General features: G+C 36.8%; 27 protein-coding genes. 22 read left to right on the top strand and 5 right to left on the bottom strand.

The genetic code is table 11. The features are described from left to right. Window positions 1-34: 34 nt before the first annotated feature. The 14 genes from bfmBAA (at window position 35) to WAX78_RS06925 (ending at window position 11811) form a co-directional block, all read left to right on the top strand. Window positions 35-1036: a 3-methyl-2-oxobutanoate dehydrogenase subunit alpha gene (gene bfmBAA, locus WAX78_RS06990; protein WP_098310600.1), complete on the top strand. Its 1002-nt coding sequence runs from the start codon at window positions 35-37 to the stop codon at window positions 1034-1036. A 13-nt stretch (window positions 1037-1049) separates the two neighbouring features. Then, window positions 1050-2033, top strand: coding sequence for a 3-methyl-2-oxobutanoate dehydrogenase subunit beta (gene bfmBAB, locus WAX78_RS06985; protein WP_098310601.1), 984 nt, complete (start codon window positions 1050-1052; stop codon window positions 2031-2033). A gap of 15 nt (window positions 2034-2048) precedes the next feature. Beyond that, window positions 2049-3365: a dihydrolipoamide acetyltransferase family protein gene (locus WAX78_RS06980; RefSeq protein ID WP_336481577.1), complete on the top strand. Its 1317-nt coding sequence runs from the start codon at window positions 2049-2051 to the stop codon at window positions 3363-3365. A 289-nt stretch (window positions 3366-3654) separates the two neighbouring features. After that, window positions 3655-4830: an FtsW/RodA/SpoVE family cell cycle protein gene (locus tag WAX78_RS06975; protein WP_336481576.1), complete on the top strand. Its 1176-nt coding sequence runs from the start codon at window positions 3655-3657 to the stop codon at window positions 4828-4830. 139 nt (window positions 4831-4969) lie between these two features. Continuing rightward, complete coding sequence (locus tag WAX78_RS06970; RefSeq protein ID WP_336481575.1) at window positions 4970-5674, top strand: DUF421 domain-containing protein; 705 nt, start codon at window positions 4970-4972, stop codon at window positions 5672-5674. A 78-nt stretch (window positions 5675-5752) separates the two neighbouring features. Further along, window positions 5753-6214: an NUDIX hydrolase gene (locus tag WAX78_RS06965; protein ID WP_336482005.1), complete on the top strand. Its 462-nt coding sequence runs from the start codon at window positions 5753-5755 to the stop codon at window positions 6212-6214. A 137-nt stretch (window positions 6215-6351) separates the two neighbouring features. Further along, window positions 6352-6759 carry a YjdF family protein gene (locus WAX78_RS06960; protein ID WP_336481574.1) on the top strand — a complete coding sequence of 136 codons (408 nt, stop codon included), beginning with the start codon at window positions 6352-6354 and terminating at the stop codon, window positions 6757-6759. 156 nt (window positions 6760-6915) lie between these two features. Beyond that, window positions 6916-7329, top strand: a complete 414-nt coding sequence (locus WAX78_RS06955; protein ID WP_336482004.1) for a BrxA/BrxB family bacilliredoxin — start codon at window positions 6916-6918, stop codon at window positions 7327-7329. A gap of 234 nt (window positions 7330-7563) precedes the next feature. Then, entirely contained in the window at window positions 7564-8343 is a 780-nt protein-coding gene (locus WAX78_RS06950) for a transporter substrate-binding domain-containing protein (RefSeq protein WP_336481573.1), read from the top strand. 36 nt (window positions 8344-8379) lie between these two features. Next, window positions 8380-9039 (top strand): amino acid ABC transporter permease, encoded by a 660-nt coding sequence (locus WAX78_RS06945; RefSeq protein ID WP_336481572.1) that lies wholly within the window; start codon window positions 8380-8382, stop codon window positions 9037-9039. Next, window positions 9032-9754 (top strand): amino acid ABC transporter ATP-binding protein, encoded by a 723-nt coding sequence (locus WAX78_RS06940; protein ID WP_336481571.1) that lies wholly within the window; start codon window positions 9032-9034, stop codon window positions 9752-9754. The genes WAX78_RS06945 and WAX78_RS06940 overlap by 8 nt, the downstream gene beginning before the upstream one ends. Before the next feature lie 103 nt (window positions 9755-9857). Continuing rightward, window positions 9858-10826: an aromatic acid exporter family protein gene (locus WAX78_RS06935; RefSeq protein ID WP_336481570.1), complete on the top strand. Its 969-nt coding sequence runs from the start codon at window positions 9858-9860 to the stop codon at window positions 10824-10826. Window positions 10827-10843: 17 nt separating this feature from the next. Then, window positions 10844-11431: a L,D-transpeptidase gene (locus tag WAX78_RS06930; RefSeq protein WP_336481569.1), complete on the top strand. Its 588-nt coding sequence runs from the start codon at window positions 10844-10846 to the stop codon at window positions 11429-11431. Window positions 11432-11571: 140 nt separating this feature from the next. Beyond that, entirely contained in the window at window positions 11572-11811 is a 240-nt protein-coding gene (locus tag WAX78_RS06925; RefSeq protein WP_336481568.1) for a DUF3894 domain-containing protein, read from the top strand. 21 nt (window positions 11812-11832) lie between these two features. Here WAX78_RS06925 and prli42 read toward each other — a convergent pair whose 3' ends face one another. Next, the gene (gene prli42 / locus WAX78_RS06920; protein ID WP_336481567.1) at window positions 11833-11925 is read right to left on the bottom strand and encodes a stressosome-associated protein Prli42; all 93 of its coding nucleotides are present in this window, start codon (window positions 11923-11925) and stop codon (window positions 11833-11835) included. A gap of 206 nt (window positions 11926-12131) precedes the next feature. Here prli42 and WAX78_RS06915 point away from each other — a divergent pair, with 206 nt between their 5' ends. Then, on the top strand, window positions 12132-13250 hold the full coding sequence (locus WAX78_RS06915) for a tripeptidase T (RefSeq protein WP_336481566.1): 1119 nt from the start codon (window positions 12132-12134) through the stop codon (window positions 13248-13250). Between the two features lie 37 nt (window positions 13251-13287). On the opposite strand, the gene WAX78_RS06910 is transcribed toward WAX78_RS06915, so the two are convergent. Further along, window positions 13288-13488 (bottom strand): hypothetical protein, encoded by a 201-nt coding sequence (locus WAX78_RS06910; RefSeq protein ID WP_336481565.1) that lies wholly within the window; start codon window positions 13486-13488, stop codon window positions 13288-13290. A 134-nt stretch (window positions 13489-13622) separates the two neighbouring features. Between WAX78_RS06910 and WAX78_RS06905 the strand changes: the two genes are divergently transcribed. Then, a complete protein-coding gene (locus WAX78_RS06905) occupies window positions 13623-14861 on the top strand; it encodes a DNA polymerase IV (RefSeq protein ID WP_336481564.1) in 1239 nt (412 codons plus the stop codon). 361 nt (window positions 14862-15222) lie between these two features. Here the strand turns inward: WAX78_RS06905 and WAX78_RS06900 are convergent, their stop codons facing one another. Then, the gene (locus tag WAX78_RS06900) at window positions 15223-15513 is read right to left on the bottom strand and encodes a hypothetical protein (protein WP_336481563.1); all 291 of its coding nucleotides are present in this window, start codon (window positions 15511-15513) and stop codon (window positions 15223-15225) included. A 181-nt stretch (window positions 15514-15694) separates the two neighbouring features. Here WAX78_RS06900 and WAX78_RS06895 point away from each other — a divergent pair, with 181 nt between their 5' ends. After that, window positions 15695-16468, top strand: a complete 774-nt coding sequence (locus WAX78_RS06895) for an alpha/beta fold hydrolase (protein WP_336481562.1) — start codon at window positions 15695-15697, stop codon at window positions 16466-16468. Between the two features lie 98 nt (window positions 16469-16566). Here the strand turns inward: WAX78_RS06895 and WAX78_RS06890 are convergent, their stop codons facing one another. After that, a complete protein-coding gene (locus WAX78_RS06890) occupies window positions 16567-16818 on the bottom strand; it encodes a DUF3932 family protein (protein WP_336481561.1) in 252 nt (83 codons plus the stop codon). Window positions 16819-17008: 190 nt separating this feature from the next. Here WAX78_RS06890 and rnz point away from each other — a divergent pair, with 190 nt between their 5' ends. The 3 genes from rnz (at window position 17009) to sdaAA (ending at window position 19904) form a co-directional block, all read left to right on the top strand. Continuing rightward, complete coding sequence (gene rnz / locus WAX78_RS06885; protein ID WP_336481560.1) at window positions 17009-17932, top strand: ribonuclease Z; 924 nt, start codon at window positions 17009-17011, stop codon at window positions 17930-17932. 415 nt (window positions 17933-18347) lie between these two features. Continuing rightward, the gene (gene sdaAB / locus WAX78_RS06880; RefSeq protein WP_336481559.1) at window positions 18348-19007 is read left to right on the top strand and encodes an L-serine ammonia-lyase, iron-sulfur-dependent subunit beta; all 660 of its coding nucleotides are present in this window, start codon (window positions 18348-18350) and stop codon (window positions 19005-19007) included. Between the two features lie 18 nt (window positions 19008-19025). Continuing rightward, window positions 19026-19904 (top strand): L-serine ammonia-lyase, iron-sulfur-dependent, subunit alpha, encoded by an 879-nt coding sequence (gene sdaAA / locus WAX78_RS06875; protein ID WP_336481558.1) that lies wholly within the window; start codon window positions 19026-19028, stop codon window positions 19902-19904. Window positions 19905-19935: 31 nt separating this feature from the next. On the opposite strand, the gene proI is transcribed toward sdaAA, so the two are convergent. Beyond that, entirely contained in the window at window positions 19936-20775 is an 840-nt protein-coding gene (gene proI / locus WAX78_RS06870; RefSeq protein ID WP_336481557.1) for a pyrroline-5-carboxylate reductase ProI, read from the bottom strand. A gap of 172 nt (window positions 20776-20947) precedes the next feature. Between proI and WAX78_RS06865 the strand changes: the two genes are divergently transcribed. Together WAX78_RS06865 and WAX78_RS06860 are read left to right on the top strand one after the other, a co-directional pair. Beyond that, entirely contained in the window at window positions 20948-21898 is a 951-nt protein-coding gene (locus WAX78_RS06865) for an MBL fold metallo-hydrolase (RefSeq protein ID WP_336481556.1), read from the top strand. 9 nt (window positions 21899-21907) lie between these two features. Further along, a complete protein-coding gene (locus tag WAX78_RS06860; protein ID WP_336481555.1) occupies window positions 21908-22702 on the top strand; it encodes an SDR family oxidoreductase in 795 nt (264 codons plus the stop codon). Window positions 22703-22720 lie beyond the last annotated feature (18 nt).

Raw genomic sequence — 22720 nt, 5'->3', positions numbered from 1 at the left:
GAGCGGGGTAAAAAGGATTTAGGAGGGTGTTAAAATGGCTGAAGTAAAAGCAAAGCGCCATGAAGAGCTTGGCTTAAGCGATGAGCAAGTATTAGAAATGTATCGCACGATGTTACTCGCACGTAAAATTGACGAGCGTATGTGGTTATTAAACCGCGCGGGGAAAATTCCTTTTGTAATTTCTTGTCAAGGGCAAGAAGCTGCACAAGTAGGCGCAGCATTCGCACTTGATCGCGAAAAGGACTACGCATTACCATATTACCGTGATATGGGTGTCGTGTTAGCATTTGGTATGACGGCAAAAGAGCTTATGCTATCTGGATTTGCAAAAGCAGAAGATCCAAACTCTGGCGGACGTCAAATGCCTGGACACTTTGGACAAAAGAAAAATCGCATCGTAACAGGTTCTTCACCAGTTACAACACAAGTACCGCACGCAGTAGGTATTGCATTAGCAGGACAGATGGAAGGAAAAGATTTAGTAACGTTTGTTACATTTGGAGAAGGTTCTTCTAACCAAGGTGACTTCCATGAAGGTGCAAACTTTGCAGGAGTACACAAATTACCAGTTATTTTCATGTGTGAGAATAACAAATATGCAATCTCTATCCCAGTTGAAAAACAATTAGCTTGTAAAAATGTATCTGATCGTGCAATCGGTTATGGTATGCCAGGATACACAGTAGACGGAAATGACCCGCTTGAAGTATATAAAGCTGTAAAAGAAGCGGCAGATCGTGGCCGCCGTGGTGAAGGTCCAACATTAATTGAAACTGTATCTTATCGTTTAACAGCTCACTCTAGTGATGATGATGATCGTGTGTATCGTGATAGAGAAGAAGTAGAAGAAGCAAAGAAAAAAGATCCAATCTATACATTTGCAAACTACTTAAAAGAAGTAGGCATTTTAACAGAGGAATCTGAAAAACAAATGTTAGATGACGTGATGCATATCGTAAACGAAGCAACAGAATATGCAGAAAATGCTCCGTATGCGGATCCAGAATCTGCATTAAAGCACGTATACGCGGAATAAGGGGGAACGTTTCATGGCTGTAATGTCTTATATTGACGCGATTACATTAGCGATGCGCGAGGAAATGGAACGCGATGAGAAAGTATTTGTATTAGGAGAAGACGTTGGTAAAAAAGGTGGCGTATTTAAAGCGACAACTGGACTATATGATCAATTTGGTGAAATGCGCGCGCTTGATACACCACTTGCAGAATCGGCAATTGCTGGGGTAGCAATCGGTGCAGCGATGTATGGAATGCGCCCAATTGCAGAAATGCAATTCGCTGACTTCATTATGCCAGCGGTAAACCAAATTGTTTCCGAGGCAGCAAAAATTCGTTACCGTTCTAACAATGACTGGACTTGTCCAATCACGATCCGCGCACCATTTGGCGGCGGTGTTCACGGTGCATTGTATCATTCTCAATCTGTAGAAGCACTTTTTGCAAATCAACCTGGTTTAAAAATTGTTATTCCTTCTACACCGTATGATGCAAAAGGTTTATTAAAAGCAGCAATTCGTGATGAAGATCCAGTATTATTCTTTGAACATAAACGTGCATATCGCTTAATTAAAGGTGAAGTGCCGGAAGATGATTATGTATTACCAATCGGAAAAGCGGACGTAAAACGTGAGGGTGACGATATTACTGTTATCACATATGGATTATGTGTTCACTTTGCTCTTCAAGCTGCTGAAAAATTAGCACAAGATGGCATTTCTGCTCACATTCTTGATTTACGTACTGTATATCCGTTAGATAAGGAAGCAATTATTGAAGCAGCTTCAAAAACAGGTAAAGTTCTTCTTGTAACGGAAGATAATAAAGAAGGAAGCATTATGAGTGAAGTAGCAGCAATTATCGCTGAAAATTGCTTATTTGATCTTGATGCACCAATTGCTCGTCTTGCAGGTCCAGACGTTCCAGCAATGCCATATGCACCAACAATGGAAAAATTCTTTATGGTAAATCCAGATAAAGTTGAAAAAGCAATGCGCGAACTTGCGGAATTTTAATCGGGGGGACTATACATGGCTGTAGAAAAAATTACGATGCCTCAGCTTGGGGAGAGTGTAACGGAAGGTACAATTAGTAAATGGCTTGTTTCTGTTGGTGATCATGTAAATAAATATGATCCGCTTGCAGAAGTAATGACAGATAAAGTAAACGCAGAAGTACCATCTTCTTTCACTGGGGTTGTTACTGAGTTAATCGCTGGCGAAGGTGATACATTAGCTGTCGGTGAAGTGATTTGTATGATTCAAGTTGAAGGTGCAAATGAAGTAGCTGCAACAGCTGTAGAAGAAAAAACAGAAGAGGCGCCAAAAGCAGAGGCAACTGCACCAGCAGCGCCAAAAGCGAAGCAACCAACTGATGGTAAGCCACGCTTTTCACCAGCTGTATTAAAACTTGCAGGTGAACATAATATTGATTTAGATGCAGTAGAAGGTACGGGAACAAATGGCCGTATTACGCGCAAAGATATTTTAAAATTAGTGGAATCTGGAAATATTCCACAAGCAGGTGCGAAGAAAGAAGCAGCAGCTGCACCAATTACGCAAGAAGCACCAAAGGCTGTGACTACACCAGCACCAGCAGCTCCAAAAACAGAAGCTGCAAAACCAGTATCTGTACCAACAATGCCTGGAGATATTGAAATCCCAGTGACTGGTGTGCGTAAAGCGATTGCTGCAAACATGCTGCGTAGTAAGCATGAAGCACCGCATGCTTGGATGATGATTGAAGTGGATGTAACAGACCTTGTTTCATACCGTAATTCAATTAAAGGTGAATTTAAAAAGCGTGAAGGTTTCAACTTAACATTCTTTGCATTCTTTGTAAAAGCTGTTGCACAAGCATTAAAAGAATATCCACAAATTAATTCTATGTGGGCTGGCGATAAAATTGTTCAGAAGAAAGATATCAACCTTTCTATCGCAGTTGCAACTGACGATGAACTATTCGTTCCAGTTATTAAGCACGCTGATGAGAAAACAATTAAAGGTATAGCTCGTGAAATTACTGAGCTTGCAACGAAAGTACGTACGAAGTCATTAAAAGCTGACGAAATGCAAGGTGGAACATTTACAATCAATAATACAGGATCATTCGGTTCTGTTCAGTCTATGGGTATTATTAATTATCCACAGGCGGCAATTTTACAAGTGGAATCTATCGTGAAACGTCCAGTAATTATGGATAACGGTATGTTCGGTGCACGTGATATGGTTAACTTATGTCTATCTCTTGACCACCGCGTATTAGATGGATTCATTTGTGGTAAGTTCTTAGGCCGTGTGAAAGAAATTCTTGAAAATACGTCTGCAGATAATACTTCTGTATATTAATAAAAAAGCTCGCGCTTGCGAGCTTTTTTTTATATGCCACGATTCACCCCCTAATAAAAGGAAAATTTTTCATTCAATCTCTTTCTTTTCATGTAAACCTTACAATCTAAGTTCATGTTTTATAAACTTACTACAATATATTGCGAATATCTCGTATATAGAGCTACAATAAGTAACGGCTTTTGTTATTTGTTTGACTCTACAGAATAAATGCATTCCTATTTTGATGGATAAAGAGTACAAGCATGAAAGTTTCGTATTATGTGTGACATTGATTCAGGAGGATATCATGAAGGCTATTGCAGAATTTCAGAAAAGTTTGGATAAGAAATTGCTTTTCATCTTGGGTATTTTATGTGTAACAAGTTTAGTTGCCATATACAGTAGTCAACAAACAGGACAGTATGGAACAACAAATTTCGCGTTGCAGCAAGGAATTAATTATATAATAGGAATTGTATTACTATTACTTGTTGCAAGTATGGATATTGATCAAATTCAAAAATTAGCTTGGCCTTTTTACATTGCTGCGTTCGCTTCTATTGTAATACTTCGTATATTACCAGTATCAAAATTTACACCTGAAATTTTAGGTGCAAAAAGATGGTTTAGATTTGGTTCACTAGCTATACAGCCTTCGGAATTCTTTAAGATTGCCTTAGTTATTTTAATTGCGAGTTTGGCAGTAAATCATAATGCGAAATATATAGTAAGAACATTTAAAACTGACTTATTGCTTGTAGGGAAAATTGCATTAGTGGCAATTCCACCATCGCTATTTGTATATCAGCAACCAGATACGGGAATGGTTTTCTTATACGCTTCAGCAACTGCTTGTATTATTTTTATGTCAGGTATTCAGAAGAAGCTGATTGCACTATTGACAGTTGTTCCAACCGTAATAATGACTACATTAATATATATTTACTTTGAATATCCAAGTATTCTATTTAAAAAGTTAATTCCTTTGTTAAAACCACATCAACAATCACGAATTTTAGGTTGGTTAGCGCCTTTTGACTATACAGATCAAGGATATCAAACACAACAATCAATTTTAGCAGTCGGTAGTGGTGGTATGGAAGGGAAAGGAATTGGGCATGGAAGTGTCTATATTCCAGAAAAACATACAGACTTTATTTTTGCTACTATTGCTGAAGATGGTGGATTTATATTTGCAGCTTTCATTGTATTTATATTTCTTCTTCTTATTTATCGAATAATTATAGTGGGATATGAAGCAGATAACCTATTTGGTACATTATTATGTGCGGGAGCAATTGGTATTTTAGCACTGCAGATTTTTCAAAACATTGGAATGATCGTTGGGCTAATGCCAGTAAAAGGAATATCTCTTCCGTTTTTATCATATGGAGGAAGCTCCTTGTTCTCTAATATGATGCTAATAGGACTCATACTATCTGTAAGAAAGACATACAAAAAGTATATGTTTTCTGTTAGTTAAAGAATATATAGATTAAAAAACTGATCCGTTTGTGTACGGATTAGTTTTTTTACATAGGTATCCTCAATAAACATAAACTAAAGAGAATGTAGTAGATTATTCAGTTTTTGTAATCATGTTTACTTGAGGAGTGCGATTTATGCATATGCATATTTTTGAAGGAACACGTCATCTTTCAAATGTAGAGTGGATGTTGCGTGCCATATTGGCATATATGTTTTTAATTATTGTTGCAAAGGCAATGGGACAGCGCTCTATTGCTCAGCTTCGTTTTTTAGATCTTGTGCTAGTGCTATTATTAGGCGGAAATATATCGAACGCATTATCTGATGAAAGAGTAGGCCTTCTCGGTTCTCTGATTACAACATTTGTTCTCGTAGTACTTCATATAGTAAGTTCCATTTTGACATTAAAGGTGGATTGGTGGAGACGTTTTTTAGAACCTGCTCCTATTATTCTTATACATAATGGCTCCGTTCAATTTAATAATTTAAAGAAAGCACGGATTACAGTAGAATATTTGTTTTCTGAGCTGAGATTGCAGGGGATTACGGATATTCAAACGGTAAAGTTAGCTTTATGGGAAGCGAGTGGAGTCGTTTCAGTATTTCAATATGCAGCACATGAAACAATTTCTCGAAAAGATATGAAAATATACGTAGAACAATCACCTATTACATTTATTCTTGTGAAGAACGGAAAGATTCAAAAAGATGTTCTCGCTTTATTAGAAAAAACAGAAGAGTGGGTAAAAGACGAGTTAAAGCAAAAAGTGCCTATTCAATCGATTGAATTAGCGACGGTAGATGAAAAGGGACAAATAAATATTTTGCTTAAAAAGTAAAAAAATTACGCATTTTTCCATTTTATACATATGATACAATGGTGTGGACAAGGAAATAAAAAAGAAAGGTTTGTTGGAATGGGATATGTGGAGGAATTACGGAAAATAGTTGGTAATCGCCCTTTAATTTTAGTCGGTTCGGTTGTTCTCGTATTGAATAAAGATGGGGAAGTATTATTACAACAAAGACAAGAACCGTATGGGAAATGGGGACTTCTTGGGGGATTAATGGAGTTACGGGAATCACCAGAAGAAACAGCATGTCGTGAAGTGTATGAAGAAGCCGGCATTCATGTGAAGAATTTGCAGCTCATTAATGTGTTCTCAGGTGCAAAACATTTTGTGAAACTAGAAAACGGTGACGAGTTTCAAGCAGTAACGACTGCATATTATACGCATGAGTATGAAGGAGAACCTACTGTAAATAAAGAGGAAGCGATGCAATTAAAGTTTTTCCCGGTTACAGAATTACCAGAGTATATTGTAGGATCGCATAAAAGAATGATTGAAGTATATGTAGAAATGATACAAAATAAGTAAAAATGTAATATAATGGAGATAGAAATGCAAAAACACAGTTCCGGTTGGTAGTCCGGACGCATAATTTCTATGTCAGTAACCTTCCCCCTCCGGGATGTCCAGCATTTCTGAACAAGTTTGTAAAGGAGGGGCTGTCAGTGAAATTGACAGTATATCACGACGGTCAGTATTTTATAGGAATGATTGAACGAGAAGAAAATGGAAAGTTGTATGCAGTACGGCACATTTTTGGTGCTGAACCGTCTGATGAAGAAGTGCTTTTGTTTGTAAATGATACGTTGTTACCGTATTTTGATCGCTTTGCTAAATGCGGAGTAGAGATTAAACAGCAAAAACGCCCGAAAAATGTAAAGCGTATGATTCGGCAAGCCGCAAGGGAATTAAAAACTTCAAAATTTACGAAAGCACAAGAAGCGATTCAGTTATCGTATGAAGTGCATAAACAAGAGAAGCAAGTACAATCGAAAGAAATGCGAGAAGTAGAAAAACGGAAAAAACGTGCGTTAAAAGTGCAGAAAGCGAAACAAAAGCATCGTGGTCACTAAGAAAAACGTCTTAGAGCAAGGTCTCTAAGACGTTTTTCTTAGTAAATGATAACTACACAAAGCAAGTAAGTTTACTTGTATTTTAGAAAGGGTTATTGGTAAGATACAGGTAGAGATATGTAAGGAGGGAAAACTTTGATTAATTTCAACTTTTTTATGAATGATGTTGTCCGTCAAGCACGCGAAGAAATCGTGGCAGCTGGTTATACAGAATTAACAACTCCAGAAGCTGTAGATGAAGCACTGCAAAAGAAAGGTTCAACGCTTGTAATGGTAAACTCTGTATGCGGCTGTGCAGGGGGAATTGCCCGTCCAGCAGCAGCGCATTCTGTTCATTATGATAAACGCCCAGATAATCTTGTTACTGTATTTGCAGGCCAAGATAAAGAAGCAACAGCACGTGCTCGTGAATATTTTGAAGGATATCCACCATCATCTCCGTCGTTTGCATTATTAAAGGACGGTAAGATTGTGACAATGGTTGAGCGTCATGAAATTGAAGGCCATGAACCAATGCAAGTAATTGCTAAATTACAGTCGTACTTTGAAGAACATTGTGATGAAATGTAATATACATTTCTAGAACCGTTAAGAATAGAATCTTAACGGTTCTTTTTTGTACATAAAATCAGTTGTTTATGCACAAAATTATACAGTCTATAAATTATTAATGACACATAGAAAGAAAAAAATAATTTATTTTTATTTTATTTATTGCATAAAAATAAATTTATTGCTACAATACATTCAACGAATAAAAATTCTATAAAACATATAAATATACATTAACTAGGAGGAAAAGGAATGAAGAAGTTTTTATCAATTTCAGTTGCACTTATTTTAATCATGAGTATATTCACAGCTTGTAGTAAGAGTGGAAACGCAGGAAGTGACAATAAAAAGAAAGTGTTAGTAATGGGAACTTCTGCAGATTACAAACCATTTGAATATGTCGATGCAAAAAAGAGTGACGACATTATCGGTTTCGATATTGATGTTATGAACTATATCAGTAAAGAATTAGGTTATAAAGTTAAAATCAAAGACATGGATTTTAGCGGATTGTTAGCATCATTAGAAGCTGGAAAAGTTGACTTTGTAATGGCTGGGATGACACCGACAGCAGAACGTAAGAAAAATGCTGATTTTACGGATATTTATTTTACTTCTAAAAACTTGATTATTTCTAAAGAAGGTTCAAACATTAAAACATTACAAGATTTACAAGGTAAAAAAGTAGGAGTACAAACAGGATCAATTCAAGAAGAAAAGGCAAAGGATTTACAAAAACAAGTATCGTTCCAATTTGAAGGACGTGACCGTATACCAGAACTAATTCAAGAAATTCAAGCAGGACGTTTTGATGCAATTATTTTAGAAGATACAGTAGCAAAAGGATATTTAGAAAAAAATAAAGAGTTAAAGAGTGTAGAAATTCCGGAAGCTGCGGATGAAGCTGGTTCAGCAATTGCGCTTCCGAAAAATAGTGATAAGACAGCGGAGTTTAATAAAGTGATTAAGAAAATGAAAGAAAATGGAGAAATGGATAAATTAGTGAAGAAATGGTTTGGCGGCGAGAAATAAGCCGCCTTTCCATCTTCTGGAGAGGACTGACTTAGGATGAACTTGGATTTTTCGCAAATTACGCCGTCAATACCGTATATATTAAAGGGATTAGAAGTAACGTTAAAAATTGTTTTTGTAGCTTCTTTGCTCGGATTTGCGCTAGGTACGTTATTAGCGCTTTGTAAAATTGCTAGAATTAAAGTTTTAAGTATTATTGCTGATTTTTATACATCAATTTTTCGTGGTACACCGCTTGTACTACAATTAATGCTTATTTATTATGGTCTCCCTCAAATTACAGGATATGATATTTCGGCATTTTTAGCAGCAGTTTTAGCATTTAGTTTAAACTCAGGTGCGTATATGTCAGAAGTTATTCGCGCCGGAATTCAGGCGGTTGATAAAGGACAAACAGAAGCAGCGATGGCACTTGGTGTTCCATATGGAAAAATGATGCGAAATATTATTTTACCGCAAGCATTAAAAAATATTTTACCTGCATTAGTAAATGAGTTTGTTACATTAACGAAAGAGTCGGCAGTTGTTACTGTGATAGGCGCAACAGATTTAATGCGCCGCGCGTATATTGTTGGCGGGGAGACATTGTCATATTTTGAACCACTTTTATTTGTCGGTATGATTTATTACATTCTTGTTATTATTCTTACATTCATCGGCAAAGCGGTTGAAGGGAGAATGAAGAAAAGTGATTAAAATTAAAAACCTTCATAAATCATTTGGAAATAACGAAGTATTAAAAGATATTACAACAACAATTGGACAGGGCGAAGTAGTAGCGATTATTGGGCCGTCTGGTTCAGGGAAATCAACGTTTTTACGTTGCATGAATTTATTAGAAGCACCATCGAACGGACAAATTTGGATTGACAATCAAGAGGTAACAAATCCGAATACAGATATTATGGAAGTTCGTCAGCATGTTGGGATGGTATTTCAGCATTTTCACTTATTCCCTCATATGACAGTGTTAGAAAATATTACGTATGCTCCTCTTACGGTAAAAGGTATCTCAAAGGATGAGGCAGTAAAAAAGGCTGAAGAATTATTAGAAAAAGTGGGATTACTTGAGAAAAAGGATGCATATCCAAATCGCCTTTCTGGTGGACAAAAACAGCGTGTTGCAATTGCAAGAGCATTAGCAATGGAACCGGACGTTATGCTTTTTGATGAACCGACTTCAGCACTAGATCCAGAGATGGTAAAAGAAGTACTAGAAGTTATGAAATCTCTTGCAACGACAGGAATGACGATGGCGATTGTAACGCATGAAATGGGTTTTGCTAAAGAAGTAGCAGATCGTGTGCTCTTTTTAGACGGCGGAAAACTTGTCGAAGATGCGAAGCCAGAGCAGTTTTTTACAGCACCGGAAAGCAAGCGTGCCCAAGAATTTTTGCAAAAAATGTTGTAACATGTAAAAGTTGCGTGAATAATAATGGAAAAAGGATGACATTGCGTCATCCTTTTCTTTATACTTATTTTGAAAGTAGTTCGTACATAATAGGAGCGTTAATATGTTTAAAATTGGATATCGAACAGTGAAAACAGCAGCTGGAACTGCCTTGGCTGTGTGGATTGCTCAATTCTTTCATTTGGAGTTTTATAGCACAGCCGGCATTCTTGTTATTTTATGTGTGCAAAATACAAAAAGAAAATCATTAGAAGTATCTATTCATCGCTTTTTAGCTTGTTTACTTTCTATGGTGTTTGCATTTTTTATTTTTGAATCGATAGGGTATACACCGCTAGCACTTGGACTTCTATTACTTCTGTTTATTCCAACTGCAGTTATGCTTAAGATTCAAGAGGGGATTGTTACAAGCTCTGTTATTGTTATGCATTTATTTTCATTACAAAAAATTACGTGGTCAATTGTTGGAAATGAGATTTCAATTTTAACGGTTGGAATTAGTGTTGCTTTGTTAATTAATTTGTACATGCCAAGCGTTGAAAGTGAGTTAAAAGAGTTTCAACAAAAAGTAGAATCTAATTTTAAGACGATTCTTTTTGAAATGGCTGCATATTTAAGAAATCATGATAGTGTGTGGAATGGAAAAGAGCTAATTGAAACGGAAACATTACTTGAGAAGGCAAAAGAATTGTCTTTTAAAAAGCTGGAAAATCAGTTTATGCGTGAAGATGATTATTACTATCGTTATTTTCAAATGCGTCAGCAACAGTATGAAATTTTAGAAAGAGTTATGCCACTAGTTGCTTCGTTACCTTGGTCATATGAACAAGCAGGGATGGTGGCGGATGTAATTGAAAATGTTGGGAATGCAATTCGCCCAGAAAGTACGGGGGTTATTTCATTAAGGCAACTTCAGGAGATGCGAGAAATCTTTCGAGAAATGCCGCTTCCAGAGACACGAGAAGAATTTGAAACGCGTGCTAAGCTCGTTCAACTCGTCTATGAAATAGAGCAATATTTACTCATTAAAAGTCGATTCAAAGGGAAATATAACATCAAAGAATTAATATAAGAAGGAAGGAATGAGATATGCCATATCTTCTTTCATTCATATTATTTATTTCCCTATCGCCGCTTTGGCCGCTTGGTAATAATCCACGTGTTGGCGATCCGCTTATTATCGTCAATAAACAAACGAACCAACTTGCATATATTCATGATGGAAAGATACAAAATACATTTCCAGTCGGGACAGGTAAAACGAATGATTTGACGCCGGAAGGTACATTTGATGTTGTGATGAAAGTAAAAAATCCATATTATATTGCAAAGAATATTCCAGGTGGTTCACCGGAAAATCCACTCGGTTCTAGATGGATTGGGTTTAATGCCCGAGGTACGGATGGCAGTAAATATGGAATACACGGAACGAATCAGCCAAGCTCGATTGGCAAATATGTTTCGCAAGGGTGTATTCGCATGTATAAAAAAGATGTAGAGTATTTATACGATCAGGTTCCAATTGGAACAAAAGTATGGATTGTTAAGTCGAAAAAGTCATTTCAGCAGCTTGCGAAAGAAAAAGGCGCGATTGCTTACAAAAAAAGCCGGCAGTATATGTTGGCTTTTTATTGTATTGAATCTTGTCTTGACATGTGTACATATAGGATGCGTTAATGAAGATAAGTCGAAATTTCCATTCTTGAGGGAGGTTTATCCCGCTATTCGCGGGCAGTAAGACCTCTACTGATGGAAGTTTTATTTTATTGTTCGTTAATGAGAGGTAAATAAAGGTTTGGTGAAAAGGGGTTGCTGTTATGTATATAAATCAGAGCTTACCATACGTTCAATTTTTTGTAGCATTTCTTTCCGCTATTGCTTTTATATTGGCTATTTTTAATATCTTTCCATTCACTATAGCTATCTTTTTTATTTCTCTTCTCAATTTCACTTTTGCAATAGGTGCTTTTTATCAGCAGCATTACAGCAGCTTCGTACTAGCACTCGCGATGGGATTTGCATTTAGTATCGCTGGCGTTGTAATTATAATAAAATAACAAGGACAAAGCAGTCCTTGTTTACCAAAACATGCTTATCCCAGTAAGTAATGTTGTTATAAGCATTGTAATTAACATAACATAAACCATAATTTTTTGAGTTTTTTTATTCATATTGATCCTCCTTGCGAATCTCTTCTATTTATTGTAACGAGAAATAAAAAAGGAGACAAGGGATTTACTTAGACAAAATTGAAAGTAGTAAGGGTATTGTGATTATAAAATAATGTAAAAACATCTTGTACCATCTCTTTCGAAAATTTTACGAAATTCTGCTATAATAGTCATTGTTACATACATAATGCAGGAGGCGCATTCTCATGATTAATCAAGAACGTTTAGTGAATGAATTTATGGAACTTGTGCAAGTAGACTCAGAAACAAAATACGAAGCTGAAATTTGCAAAGTATTAAAAGAAAAATTCTCTTCTTTAGGCGTTGAAGTATTTGAAGACGATACAATGGGTGAGACTGGTCACGGTGCTGGTAACTTAGTTTGTACATTACCAGCAACAAAAGAAGGAGTAGATACAATTTACTTTACTTCTCATATGGATACAGTTGTTCCTGGTAAAGGAATTAAGCCGTCTATTCAAGATGGTTATATCGTATCAGACGGCACAACGATTTTAGGTGCTGATGATAAAGCTGGACTTGCATCAATGTTTGAAGCAATTCGCGTGTTAAAAGAGAAAAATATTGCACACGGAAAAATCGAATTCATCATTACAGTTGGTGAAGAATCTGGTCTTGTAGGTGCAAAAGCATTAGACCGTGAACGTATTACAGCGAAATATGGTTATGCATTAGATAGTAATGGAAAAGTTGGAGAAATCGTTGTTGCAGCGCCAACACAAGCAAAAGTAAATACAATTATTCGCGGTAAAACAGCTCATGCAGGTGTAGCGCCGGAAAAAGGTGTATCTGCAATTACAATTGCAGCGAAATCTATTGCAAAAATGCCACTTGGCCGCATTGATTCTGAAACAACTGCAAATATTGGCCGTTTTGAAGGCGGTACACAAACAAATATCGTTTGTGACTATGTAGAAATCTTTGCTGAAGCACGTTCTTTAGTAGACGAAAAAATGCAAGAGCAAGTTCGTAAAATGAAAGAAGCATTTGAATCTACAGCTAAAGAAATGGGCGGACAAGCAGAAGTAAACGTACAAGTAATGTACCCAGGATTTAAGTTCGCTGATGGCGATCACGTTGTAGAAGTTGCAAAACGTGCTGCTGAAAAAATTGGCCGTACACCATCTCTTCACCAAAGCGGTGGCGGCAGCGATGCAAACGTAATTGCTGGTCACGGTATCCCAACAGTAAACTTAGCAGTTGGTTACGAGGAAATTCATACAACAAACGAAAAAATTCCTGTTGAAGAATTAGTAAAAACAGCAGAAATGGTCGTTGCGATTATTGAAGAAGCAGCAAAGTAATGTGGAAAAAGAGGCTAGCATAAAAGCTAGCCTCTTTTTATTTTGATTCCAACGCCTTCACGAGGCGAATAAACCAATACAGAAAAATCCATGGGAGAATGTATAAAGTTGAAAATGGCAATAGAGACGAAAGGAGCCCATGAGCATCGAAACCTATGATTGGAAGTAGTAAATAGATAATCAACAAACAGAAAACAGATAGTGAAATTAGATAAAGGGGTTTTACACGTGTAGTCATGTTTTCTCCTTAACCTCCTTGAAATTTCCATGTGGACATACTTCTATAAATTAACAATTTCCTCCTCTATAAAATTGATTTTTTTATAATGTTTTTGATAAAATAAGAACGAATGTTCTTGTGAGGTGAGAAAGATGCGTGAAATGTATCCGAAAAATGGCCGCGTCATTTTGCATGTTGATATGAATTGTTTTTATGCATCTGTAGAAATCGCACATGATGCATCATTGCAAGGTAAAGCGTTAGCAATAGCTGGGAATGCGAAGGAACGGAAAGGGATTATTGTAACGTGCAGTTATGAAGCAAGGGCGAAGGGAATTCGTGCGACAATGCCTGTTTGGGAAGCAAAACGATTATGTCCGGAACTTGTTATAAAACATCCAAACTTTGAGTTATACAGAGAGGCTTCTTTTGCATTGTTTCAAATTCTTGCGCGGTTTACTGAAAAAATTCAACCTGTTTCAATCGATGAAGGGTATTTAGATATTACAGAGTGTTATGGACTCGGTTCACCGTTAGAAATTGCTCAAATGATTCAACAAACATTACTAACAGAATTACAGCTTCCGTGCAGCATTGGGATTGCTCCGAACTTATTTCTAGCAAAAACAGCCTCTGATATGAAAAAACCTCTAGGTATTACAGTGCTTCGTAAACGAGATGTACAAGAACTTCTTTGGCCGCTTCCAGTTGAAAAGATGCATGGGATTGGAAAGAAAACAGCAGAAAAATTAAAAGATGTACATATACATACGATTGGGGATTTAGCTACTGGAAAAGCTTATATTATTCGTTCTATGATTGGAAATCATGGATTGGATTTACAAAAACGTGCAAATGGCATAGACAATAGAGATGTGGACCCAAGTCAAATGGGACAATATAAAACAATCGGAAATTCTATAACGTTGCCAAAAGATGTGGACGAAGAGAAGGAATTGCTGGATATGTTAGAGCGCTTGTCTCAATCTGTGAGCCGAAGATTACAAAAACGTGCTCTCGTTACATATAATATTCAAATTACGATTAAATACTATAATCGCCGAACGATTACGCGCAGTAAAATGCTAGAAAATGCAATTTGGGAATCGCCAGATATTTTTCAATCAACAATAAGGCTATGGAAAAAACATTGGGATGGTGACCCTGTTAGATTACTTGGCATTACTGCTTGTGAATTAGAATGGAAAACAGAAGCGACTAAGCAGCTTGATTTATTTTCTTTTGAAGAAGATGCGAGGGCAGAACCGCTTTTGACAGTGATGGAACAACTAAATAGTAAATATGGTACGAAGGTTATTCAGCACGGCAGTCAATTGTTTCGACAACAAGAGAGAACATTTCAGCAGAATTTAGAGAATAAATTCATATAAAAAATTCATATGTAAGTTTATTTACTACAACAAAATCACGCAGAAGGTATCTTCTACGTGATTTTTAGTTATTGTCATTTATCCCGCTATTCGCGGACAGTAAGACCCCACCTCAAGGTTGAGAGAGAATCGTTGTCCAGCTCTAGCGGCTGGAATCTCCAGTCGTTTCGCCCCCTCGGACGAGGCAAAAAGTGCCTCTCTGTCGGGTGCTCCAACGTCCTGCGATTCTGGGCGAGCCGCTTCCGCTTTTCTACAGAAGATAGGTGGGGGTATTACTGTTGGCATGCGCCCGATTGGTGAGAGCTTTCCATCAGTGGAGGGATGAAGAAAACCCCACTGATGGAAGTTTCACTTTATGCAATTATTTCTTTTGTTTATTTGGTGTTATTTCATTACCAAATTCCACATTTGCCAAATTTAAATTAGTTGGCATAACTATTCTTGTTGTACTTTGAAGACCTCGAAAGACACGTTGCATCGGCTTCATCATATTAAAGTTTCGGCTTGCTACTAAACCAAAAACTGTTCCTATGCCTAGTAAAGAAATCCAAATCCAATTTCTATTATTCGTTCTATTTCTAAACAATTGAAACACTCGCTGAGTTCCTCTTCTAAAAGTGAATAATGATATAAACCAAGTTAGAATATTCATGTTCGACTCCTTGTGGAAAAATTTAGGGATAGGTATTTGGCTTCATTCTACATGATTTATATTGCGATATTTATGGAGTTTTCATGATGACAACTTATGTTAATGTATTTTCCAGAATATAAAAAGAAAAGTTTCGTATAATAACAGAAGCTAATGTAAAGACAATGAGGTGATTACATACATGCCAATGTTGGATGTAGACGGTAGCAGCCTATACTATACCGTAAAGGGAAAAGGGATTCCTATTGTTTTTATTCATCCTCCTGTGCTCACTTCTGTAAATTTTGAGTACCAAGTCGAAGAATTATCTCAAAAGTTTCAAGTTATTACTTTTGATATTAGAGGTCACGGAAGAAGTCAGTATTCAAAACAATCGCTAACTTATCCATTGATTGTTGAAGATATTAGATGTTTATTGGATCATTTGGACATCAAGAGAGCATTCATATGCGGGTATTCAATTGGAAGTTCTGTCGTATTGGAATTTTTGTTGAACTATGCCGAAAGGGCCTTAGGGGGTATTGTAATCGGAGGGATGTCAGAAGTAAAGGATAACTATCTAAAGAATAAAATTTCTTTAGGTATAACACTTGCAAAAGCACGGGCTATTCATGTTCTAGCATTGTCCATTGCATGGAGCAATTCGAATACACAGAAATTATTTGTAAAGATGTTTAAAGAAGCACAAAAAGGAAATGCGAAAAATATTGAACAATATTATCGTTATAGTTTGCATTATAATTGTACAAGTCAACTTAGAAAGATTAAGCGTCCTGTTTTGTTAGTTTATGGTAAGGAAGATAAAGCATTTTACAGTTATGCGAACCTACTGTATGAAAAATTGCCATGTAATAAATTAAATTTTATTGATAATGTAAAGCATCAGATTCCTACAAAAGCAGCGAAGGATTTAAATGAAATGATTAAGCAATTTGCAACAATACATGACAAATGATAGGCATTTTGTATTTAAACCAGTCGTTTTGCTTATTCATCCCAACATAAAAAGGTATCGGAAGCCGATACCTTTTTATGTTTTAACACGTAAACATATTATGACATAGAAGGGCTTTCGTAAATCACAATGTCTGTATTAGTTGACGTAGAAATGCGCTGTGCATAATATGTGATGGAAGAAGAGATGTATTCTGGTACCGCTTGAACTGTATGCAATGCAATATATTCATGAATTAATTCTTTTAATGTAGACCATTGTAATTCTGCTGGTGTTTCAGAAATAAATGAACTTACCCAGCGATCAAAAGAAGAAGAAAAGCCAGTTTGTAAACGAAATACTTCTTTCATTGTTTTAGCCACCTTGTATAAATGATAGTATTATCTTACTACAAGACACGAACGAGTGTGAAGTTTTTAATTGTTAACGTTCGGAATATATAGTTGTCTATATGAGCGGTTTATACGAAGTTTATTTGCCATTTTTGTTTATATTCCGTAAGATAACGATAGATATTATGAAATGCTTGGAGGATGCAACGTGGAATTTGTATTTTTAGGAACGGGAGCTGGTGTTCCTTCAAAGGGAAGAAACGTATCAGCGATAGCTTTGCAATTATTAGAAGAACGAGGTGCAACGTGGCTATTTGACTGCGGTGAGGCAACACAGCATCAAATTTTACATACATCAGTGCGTCCGCGTCGCATTGAGAAAATATTTATTACGCATTTACACGGGGATCATATTTTTGGATTACCAGGTTTGTTAGGAAGCCGCTCTTTTCAAGGAGGAACAACCCCGTTAACTGTATATGGTCCAAAAGGGATTAAACAATTTATTGAAGTAGCATTGGCAGTGAGTACAACACATGTGAAATACCCGATAGAGATTATAGAAATTACCGAAGAAGGTATTGTATATGAAGATAAACAATTTCTTGTGGAAACGAAACGGTTGTCACACGGAATTGAATGTTTTGGCTATCGTATTGTAGAAAAGGATATTCCAGGTCATCTTCTCGTAGATAGATTATTAAAGGAAGGAATTAAACCGGGACCAATCTTTAAGCGGTTAAAAGATGGAGAAATAGTAGAGATTGAGGATGGACGTATACTTTGCGGAAAGGATTTCATTGGACCACCTCAAAAAGGACGAATTATTACAATTTTAGGCGATACACGTTATTGCGAAGCGAGTATTGAATTAGCACAGGATGCTGATGTACTTGTACATGAAGCGACGTTCGGCGCGGAAGATTCACAGCAAGCTCATGATTATTTTCATTCTACAACACAGCAAGCGGCGAATATTGCGCTGCAAGCAAATGTAAAACAAATGATTTTAACTCATATTAGTTCTCGTTATCAAGGTGAAGCATGTAACATGCTCGTTGAAGAAGCGAGACAAGTATTTCCAAACACGGAAATTGCAGCAGATTTAAAAAGTTTTCCTGTATCAAAATAATGAAAAAACCATGACAGAGATAACGTATGTATCTGTCATGGTTTTTATTGTGTCGTTTTCGTAAAATAGAGAAGAACTACTAACGGTAGAATACTATTGAACTGAATGTGTGGAAGGTTTGTTTTTAGTTTGAAATATTAAAAAATTTAAATTCTGTAAAAAAAGAGATATAATGAAAGCGTATTCACTATGTTTGTACGTAATAAATTTATGTTTTGTTTGTTTTTGTAAAAAAAATGAAATAAATCAAGAAGTGACAAGATGATTCTTATATATTATGATAGCTGATGGTATGTATCAGTTTATTAAATTGATTCTATAAATTTATTAGTACAAATAGAAAAACAAAAAAGCGACAGATTAATAGATTATTAGTAGGTAACTTTTTCATAATGAAGATTTAGGGGGAACTATTATGAAATATCGCTCAGTTTTTGATATTATTGGTCCAGTTATGATTGGTCCGTCTAGTTCACATACAGCAGGTGCAGCAAGAATGGGGCAAGTTTCTCGTCAGCTGTTCCGTCATGAACCTGAGAAAATTATCATTTCTTTATATGGTTCGTTTGCGAAAACGTATCGAGGTCATGGTACAGATGTAGCGCTTGTTGGGGGCATACTAGGATTTGAAACGGATGATCCTCGTATTCCGCAGGCACTTGAAATTGCAAAAGAACGTGGAATTGATGTTACATTTATTGAAGAAGAAGCACAAGCAGTACATCCAAATACAGCGAAAATTCGTTTGTATAAAGCTGAGGATGAAATTGAAGTGGTTGCTTGTTCAATCGGCGGTGGGAAAATTGAAGTTGTGGAGCTAAATGGATTTGATTTGCAATTAACAGGTACAAGTCCGGCACTTCTTATCGTAAATAATGATCGTTTTGGAGCAATTGCCTCAGTTACATCTATTCTTGCAAAGCACGAAATCAATATTAGTATGATGAGTGTTTCACGTAAGGAAAAAGGAAGAAAAGCGTTAATGGTCATTGAAACGGATGAGTTGTTAGCAGATGAGATAATCGATGAAATTAACGCGCAGTCAAATATTTGTCAAGTAACCATCATGGATTAATAGCAGGGGGGACACAACATGTTTCGGAACGCAGCGGAACTAGTTGCACAAGCAGAAGAGAAAAACGTAAAAATTGCAGAGATTATGATTCAATGTGAGATGGAAACAAGAAAACTTTCTCGTGAAGATGTAATCGCTGGTATGGAAAGAAATTTAGTTGTAATGGAAAAAGCAGTAGAGCGTGGAATTCAAGGCGTAAAATCTCCGACTGGACTTACTGGCGGAGACGCAGTGAAAGTACAAGCGTACATGAAAAGCGGAAAAGGGTTGTCTGGGGATACAATTTTAGATGCGGTAAGTAAAGCTGTCGCAACGAATGAAGTAAACGCTGCTATGGGTATTATTTGCGCAACGCCAACAGCTGGTTCAGCTGGAACAGTACCAGGTGTACTATTTGCGCTAAAAGAAAAATTAAACCCAACACGTGAAGAAATGATTGAATTTCTATTTACAGCTGGTGCGTTCGGTATGGTTGTAGCGAATAATGCTTGCATTGCCGGGGCAGCTGGTGGGTGCCAAGCGGAAGTCGGTTCAGCAAGTGGTATGGCAGCGGCAGCAGCTGTTGAAATGGCTGGGGGTACACCAGAGCAAGCAGCAACAGCGATGAGTATCGCACTTAAGAATATGCTTGGTTTAGTATGTGATCCTGTTGCAGGGCTTGTAGAAGTACCATGTGTAAAACGTAATGCAGCAGGTGCATCAAATGCGATGATTGCAGCTGATTTATCATTAGCTGGTGTAACGAGTGCTATTCCTTGTGATGAAGTAATTGAAGCGATGTACCGCATCGGACAATCGATGCCAAGTGCGCTTCGTGAAACAGCAGAAGGCGGTCTTGCGGCAACGCCAACGGGGCGTCGTTTGCAAGAGGAGATTTTTGGAAAGAAAAGTGAATAAGAGAAAAACCTTGCTTACTCAGCAAGGTTTTTTATTTTTCATTTACAAATTTCTCTAACGTTTCACCAAGCTCGTGAGAACGTTTTGTTGCTTCTGTAATACATTGAATAAGTGCTTCTTGAAATTGAAAGCTTTTCAATATTTCAATGCCAGCTTCCGTCGTTCCTCCTGGTGATGTAATTTCTTTTCGTAATATGGAAGGGTGCTTTGTATTTGTTTTTAACATCTCTGCGGCACCAATCATTGTTTGGAGAATAAGTGATTTTGCAACAGTTTCCTCTAGGCCGATTTGTTTCGCAGCATTTTCCATCGCTTCGACAACGTAATAAATATAGGCTGGTCCACTTCCTGATAAAGCGGTGACAGCATGCATGTGCTTTTCTTCTACAACAGAAACAAGACCAATTGTTTCAAAAAGCGTTTTTGCAAGCATGATATGTTCTTCTTTTGCGTGAACGGAAGGAGAAATAGCGGTAGCGGATTTTAAAATTGCTGATGATGTATTTGGCATTGCACGGATGATAGGAACATTTTTTTGTAATAAATTAGTAATGGATGTCGTAGATACACCTGCTAATAATGAAATGATTAATTGATTCTCTGTAATGTAATCCCGTAATGGAGTAAGGGCTTCCACAACATCTTTTGGTTTCATTGCTAAAAATATAATATCGGCATGAGCAAGCAGCTCTTTTTTATCATGTGTACCATGTACTCCGTAGCGATGATGTAACTCTTGCAGTCTTCTTTCATTAGAGCGATTACTGACAGTAATTTGTTCCCCTTTTACAACGTGAGCTTGTAATAAGCCGGCAAGCGTAGCTTCGGCAATTGAACCTGCACCGACAAAAGCAATTTTTCGTAGTGACATGATGAGTCCTCCTTTTACTGTGTATATGAGAATAACTTATAAATTTACATACATTCGGTTTTGTATAGAAAATCCCTTCTTTTTGTCTGAAAATAATGACAAATTTTTATATAAGATGTAAACTGAAGGAAGATTCATTTTTTGAAACGGAAAGAAAGAGGGGCGAATATGTATGACAGTCATTCATCGAATGGAAATTCCTGTTCCATTTGCGGTTGAAACAGTCAATGTTTTTTTAGTAGAGGGAGAAACACTTACATTAATTGATACAGGAACAAATACAAAAGAATCGAGACTTGCACTGGAGAAACAACTAGCTGCATTAGGATATAAAGTAGAAGACATTGAAACGGTTGTTCTTACACACCATCATGCAGATCATTGCGGATTGCTGGATATATTTTCTGAACGTACAAATATTGTCGGTCATCCGTGGAATGAGCCGTGGATTACACAAGATCCGCAATTTATAAAGCGTTATCAACAGTTCTTTTTAGAAGCATCTGTACAGTTTGGAGTTCCAGAAGTCTTGTTACCACAAGGTGCATTGTTAACGAAAACAATGATTTACTCCTGTAAACGTTCGCTTACACATACTGTACGAGAAGGAGATAGTATTGCTTCATTACCGGAGTTTACGGTGATTGAAACACCTGGGCATGCTTCTACCCATATTTCTTTATATCGTGAAAGAGATGGGGTGTTAATTGGTGGGGATGCGCTGATTGGGCATATTTCTTCTAATCCAATTCTAGAACCGCCATATGAGGGAGAAACAGAACGAGCACAACCGATGCTGCAGTACAATGAAACATTAAAGCGCTTAGCTCGTATGAATATTTCACGTGTTCTATCAGGGCATGGAGAAGATGTTCTTGATGTGGCAGGACTAGTAAATGAGCGATTACAAAAACAAGAGGCACGAGCTTTTAAAGTATTAAATTTATTAAAAGCACAACCGATGACAGCATTCGAGGTGTGTGTCAAACTATTTCCTACGCTATATGAAAAGCAGTTACCACTTACCATCTCTGAAACAGTTGGACAATTAGACTTTTTAGCATATAATCAACAAGTGATGATTGACAAGTCATCTAAACAATGGATTTACTATGCAAAGTAGGTGACATCTATGAATCGACGTTTACAAGATAAAGTAATCGTCATTACAGGAGCTTCCAGTGGAATTGGAGAAGAGATAGCGTTGCAAGTAGCGGAGCGAGGTGCAACTCCGGTATTAATTGCCCGTACAGAAGAAAAATTACGATTACTTAAACAAAAAATTGAAAACACATATCGTACTCCTTGCCATTACTATGTTTTGGATGTTAGTAATGAAGAAGAAGTGGAGGTTGTTTTTACACAAATTCTTCAGGATATAGGATGTATTGATATATTAGTCAATAATGCTGGTTTTGGTGTCTTTAAAACATTCGTTGATGCATCCGTGCAAGAGGTAAAGGATATGTTTGATGTAAATGTATTTGGTTTAGTAGCATGTACGAAGGCGGTTTTACCTTATATGATCAAACGAAATAGTGGACATATTGTGAATATCGCTTCACTAGCAGGGAAAATTGCAACACCGAAATCAAGTGCATATGCAGCAACAAAGCATGCAGTATTAGGGTTTACAAATAGTTTGCGCATGGAACTTGCAAATACAAATATTACTGTAACAGCCATTAATCCAGGTCCAATTGATACAAACTTCCATACGATAGCAGATCAATCTGGTACATACGTAAAAAGTGTCGAACGTTACATATTAAAACCAAATTATGTAGCGCATCAAGTTGTAAAAGCAATTGAAATGAAAAAGCGTGAAGTAAATCTACCCAAGTGGATGAGTTTAGGACCGATTATTTTTTCATTGTTTCCAGGGTTATTTGAGCGTGTAGCTGGAAAATCACTAAGTAAAAAATAGGAGATTCTCTTTTTGAGA

The sequence above is a fragment of the Bacillus yunxiaonensis genome (assembly GCF_037104695.1).
Classification (GTDB): Bacteria; Bacillota; Bacilli; order Bacillales; family Bacillaceae_G; genus Bacillus_A; species Bacillus_A yunxiaonensis.
The sequence above is the reverse complement of the archived record's forward strand: the minus strand, read 5'-3'. Positions and strand labels throughout refer to the sequence as shown.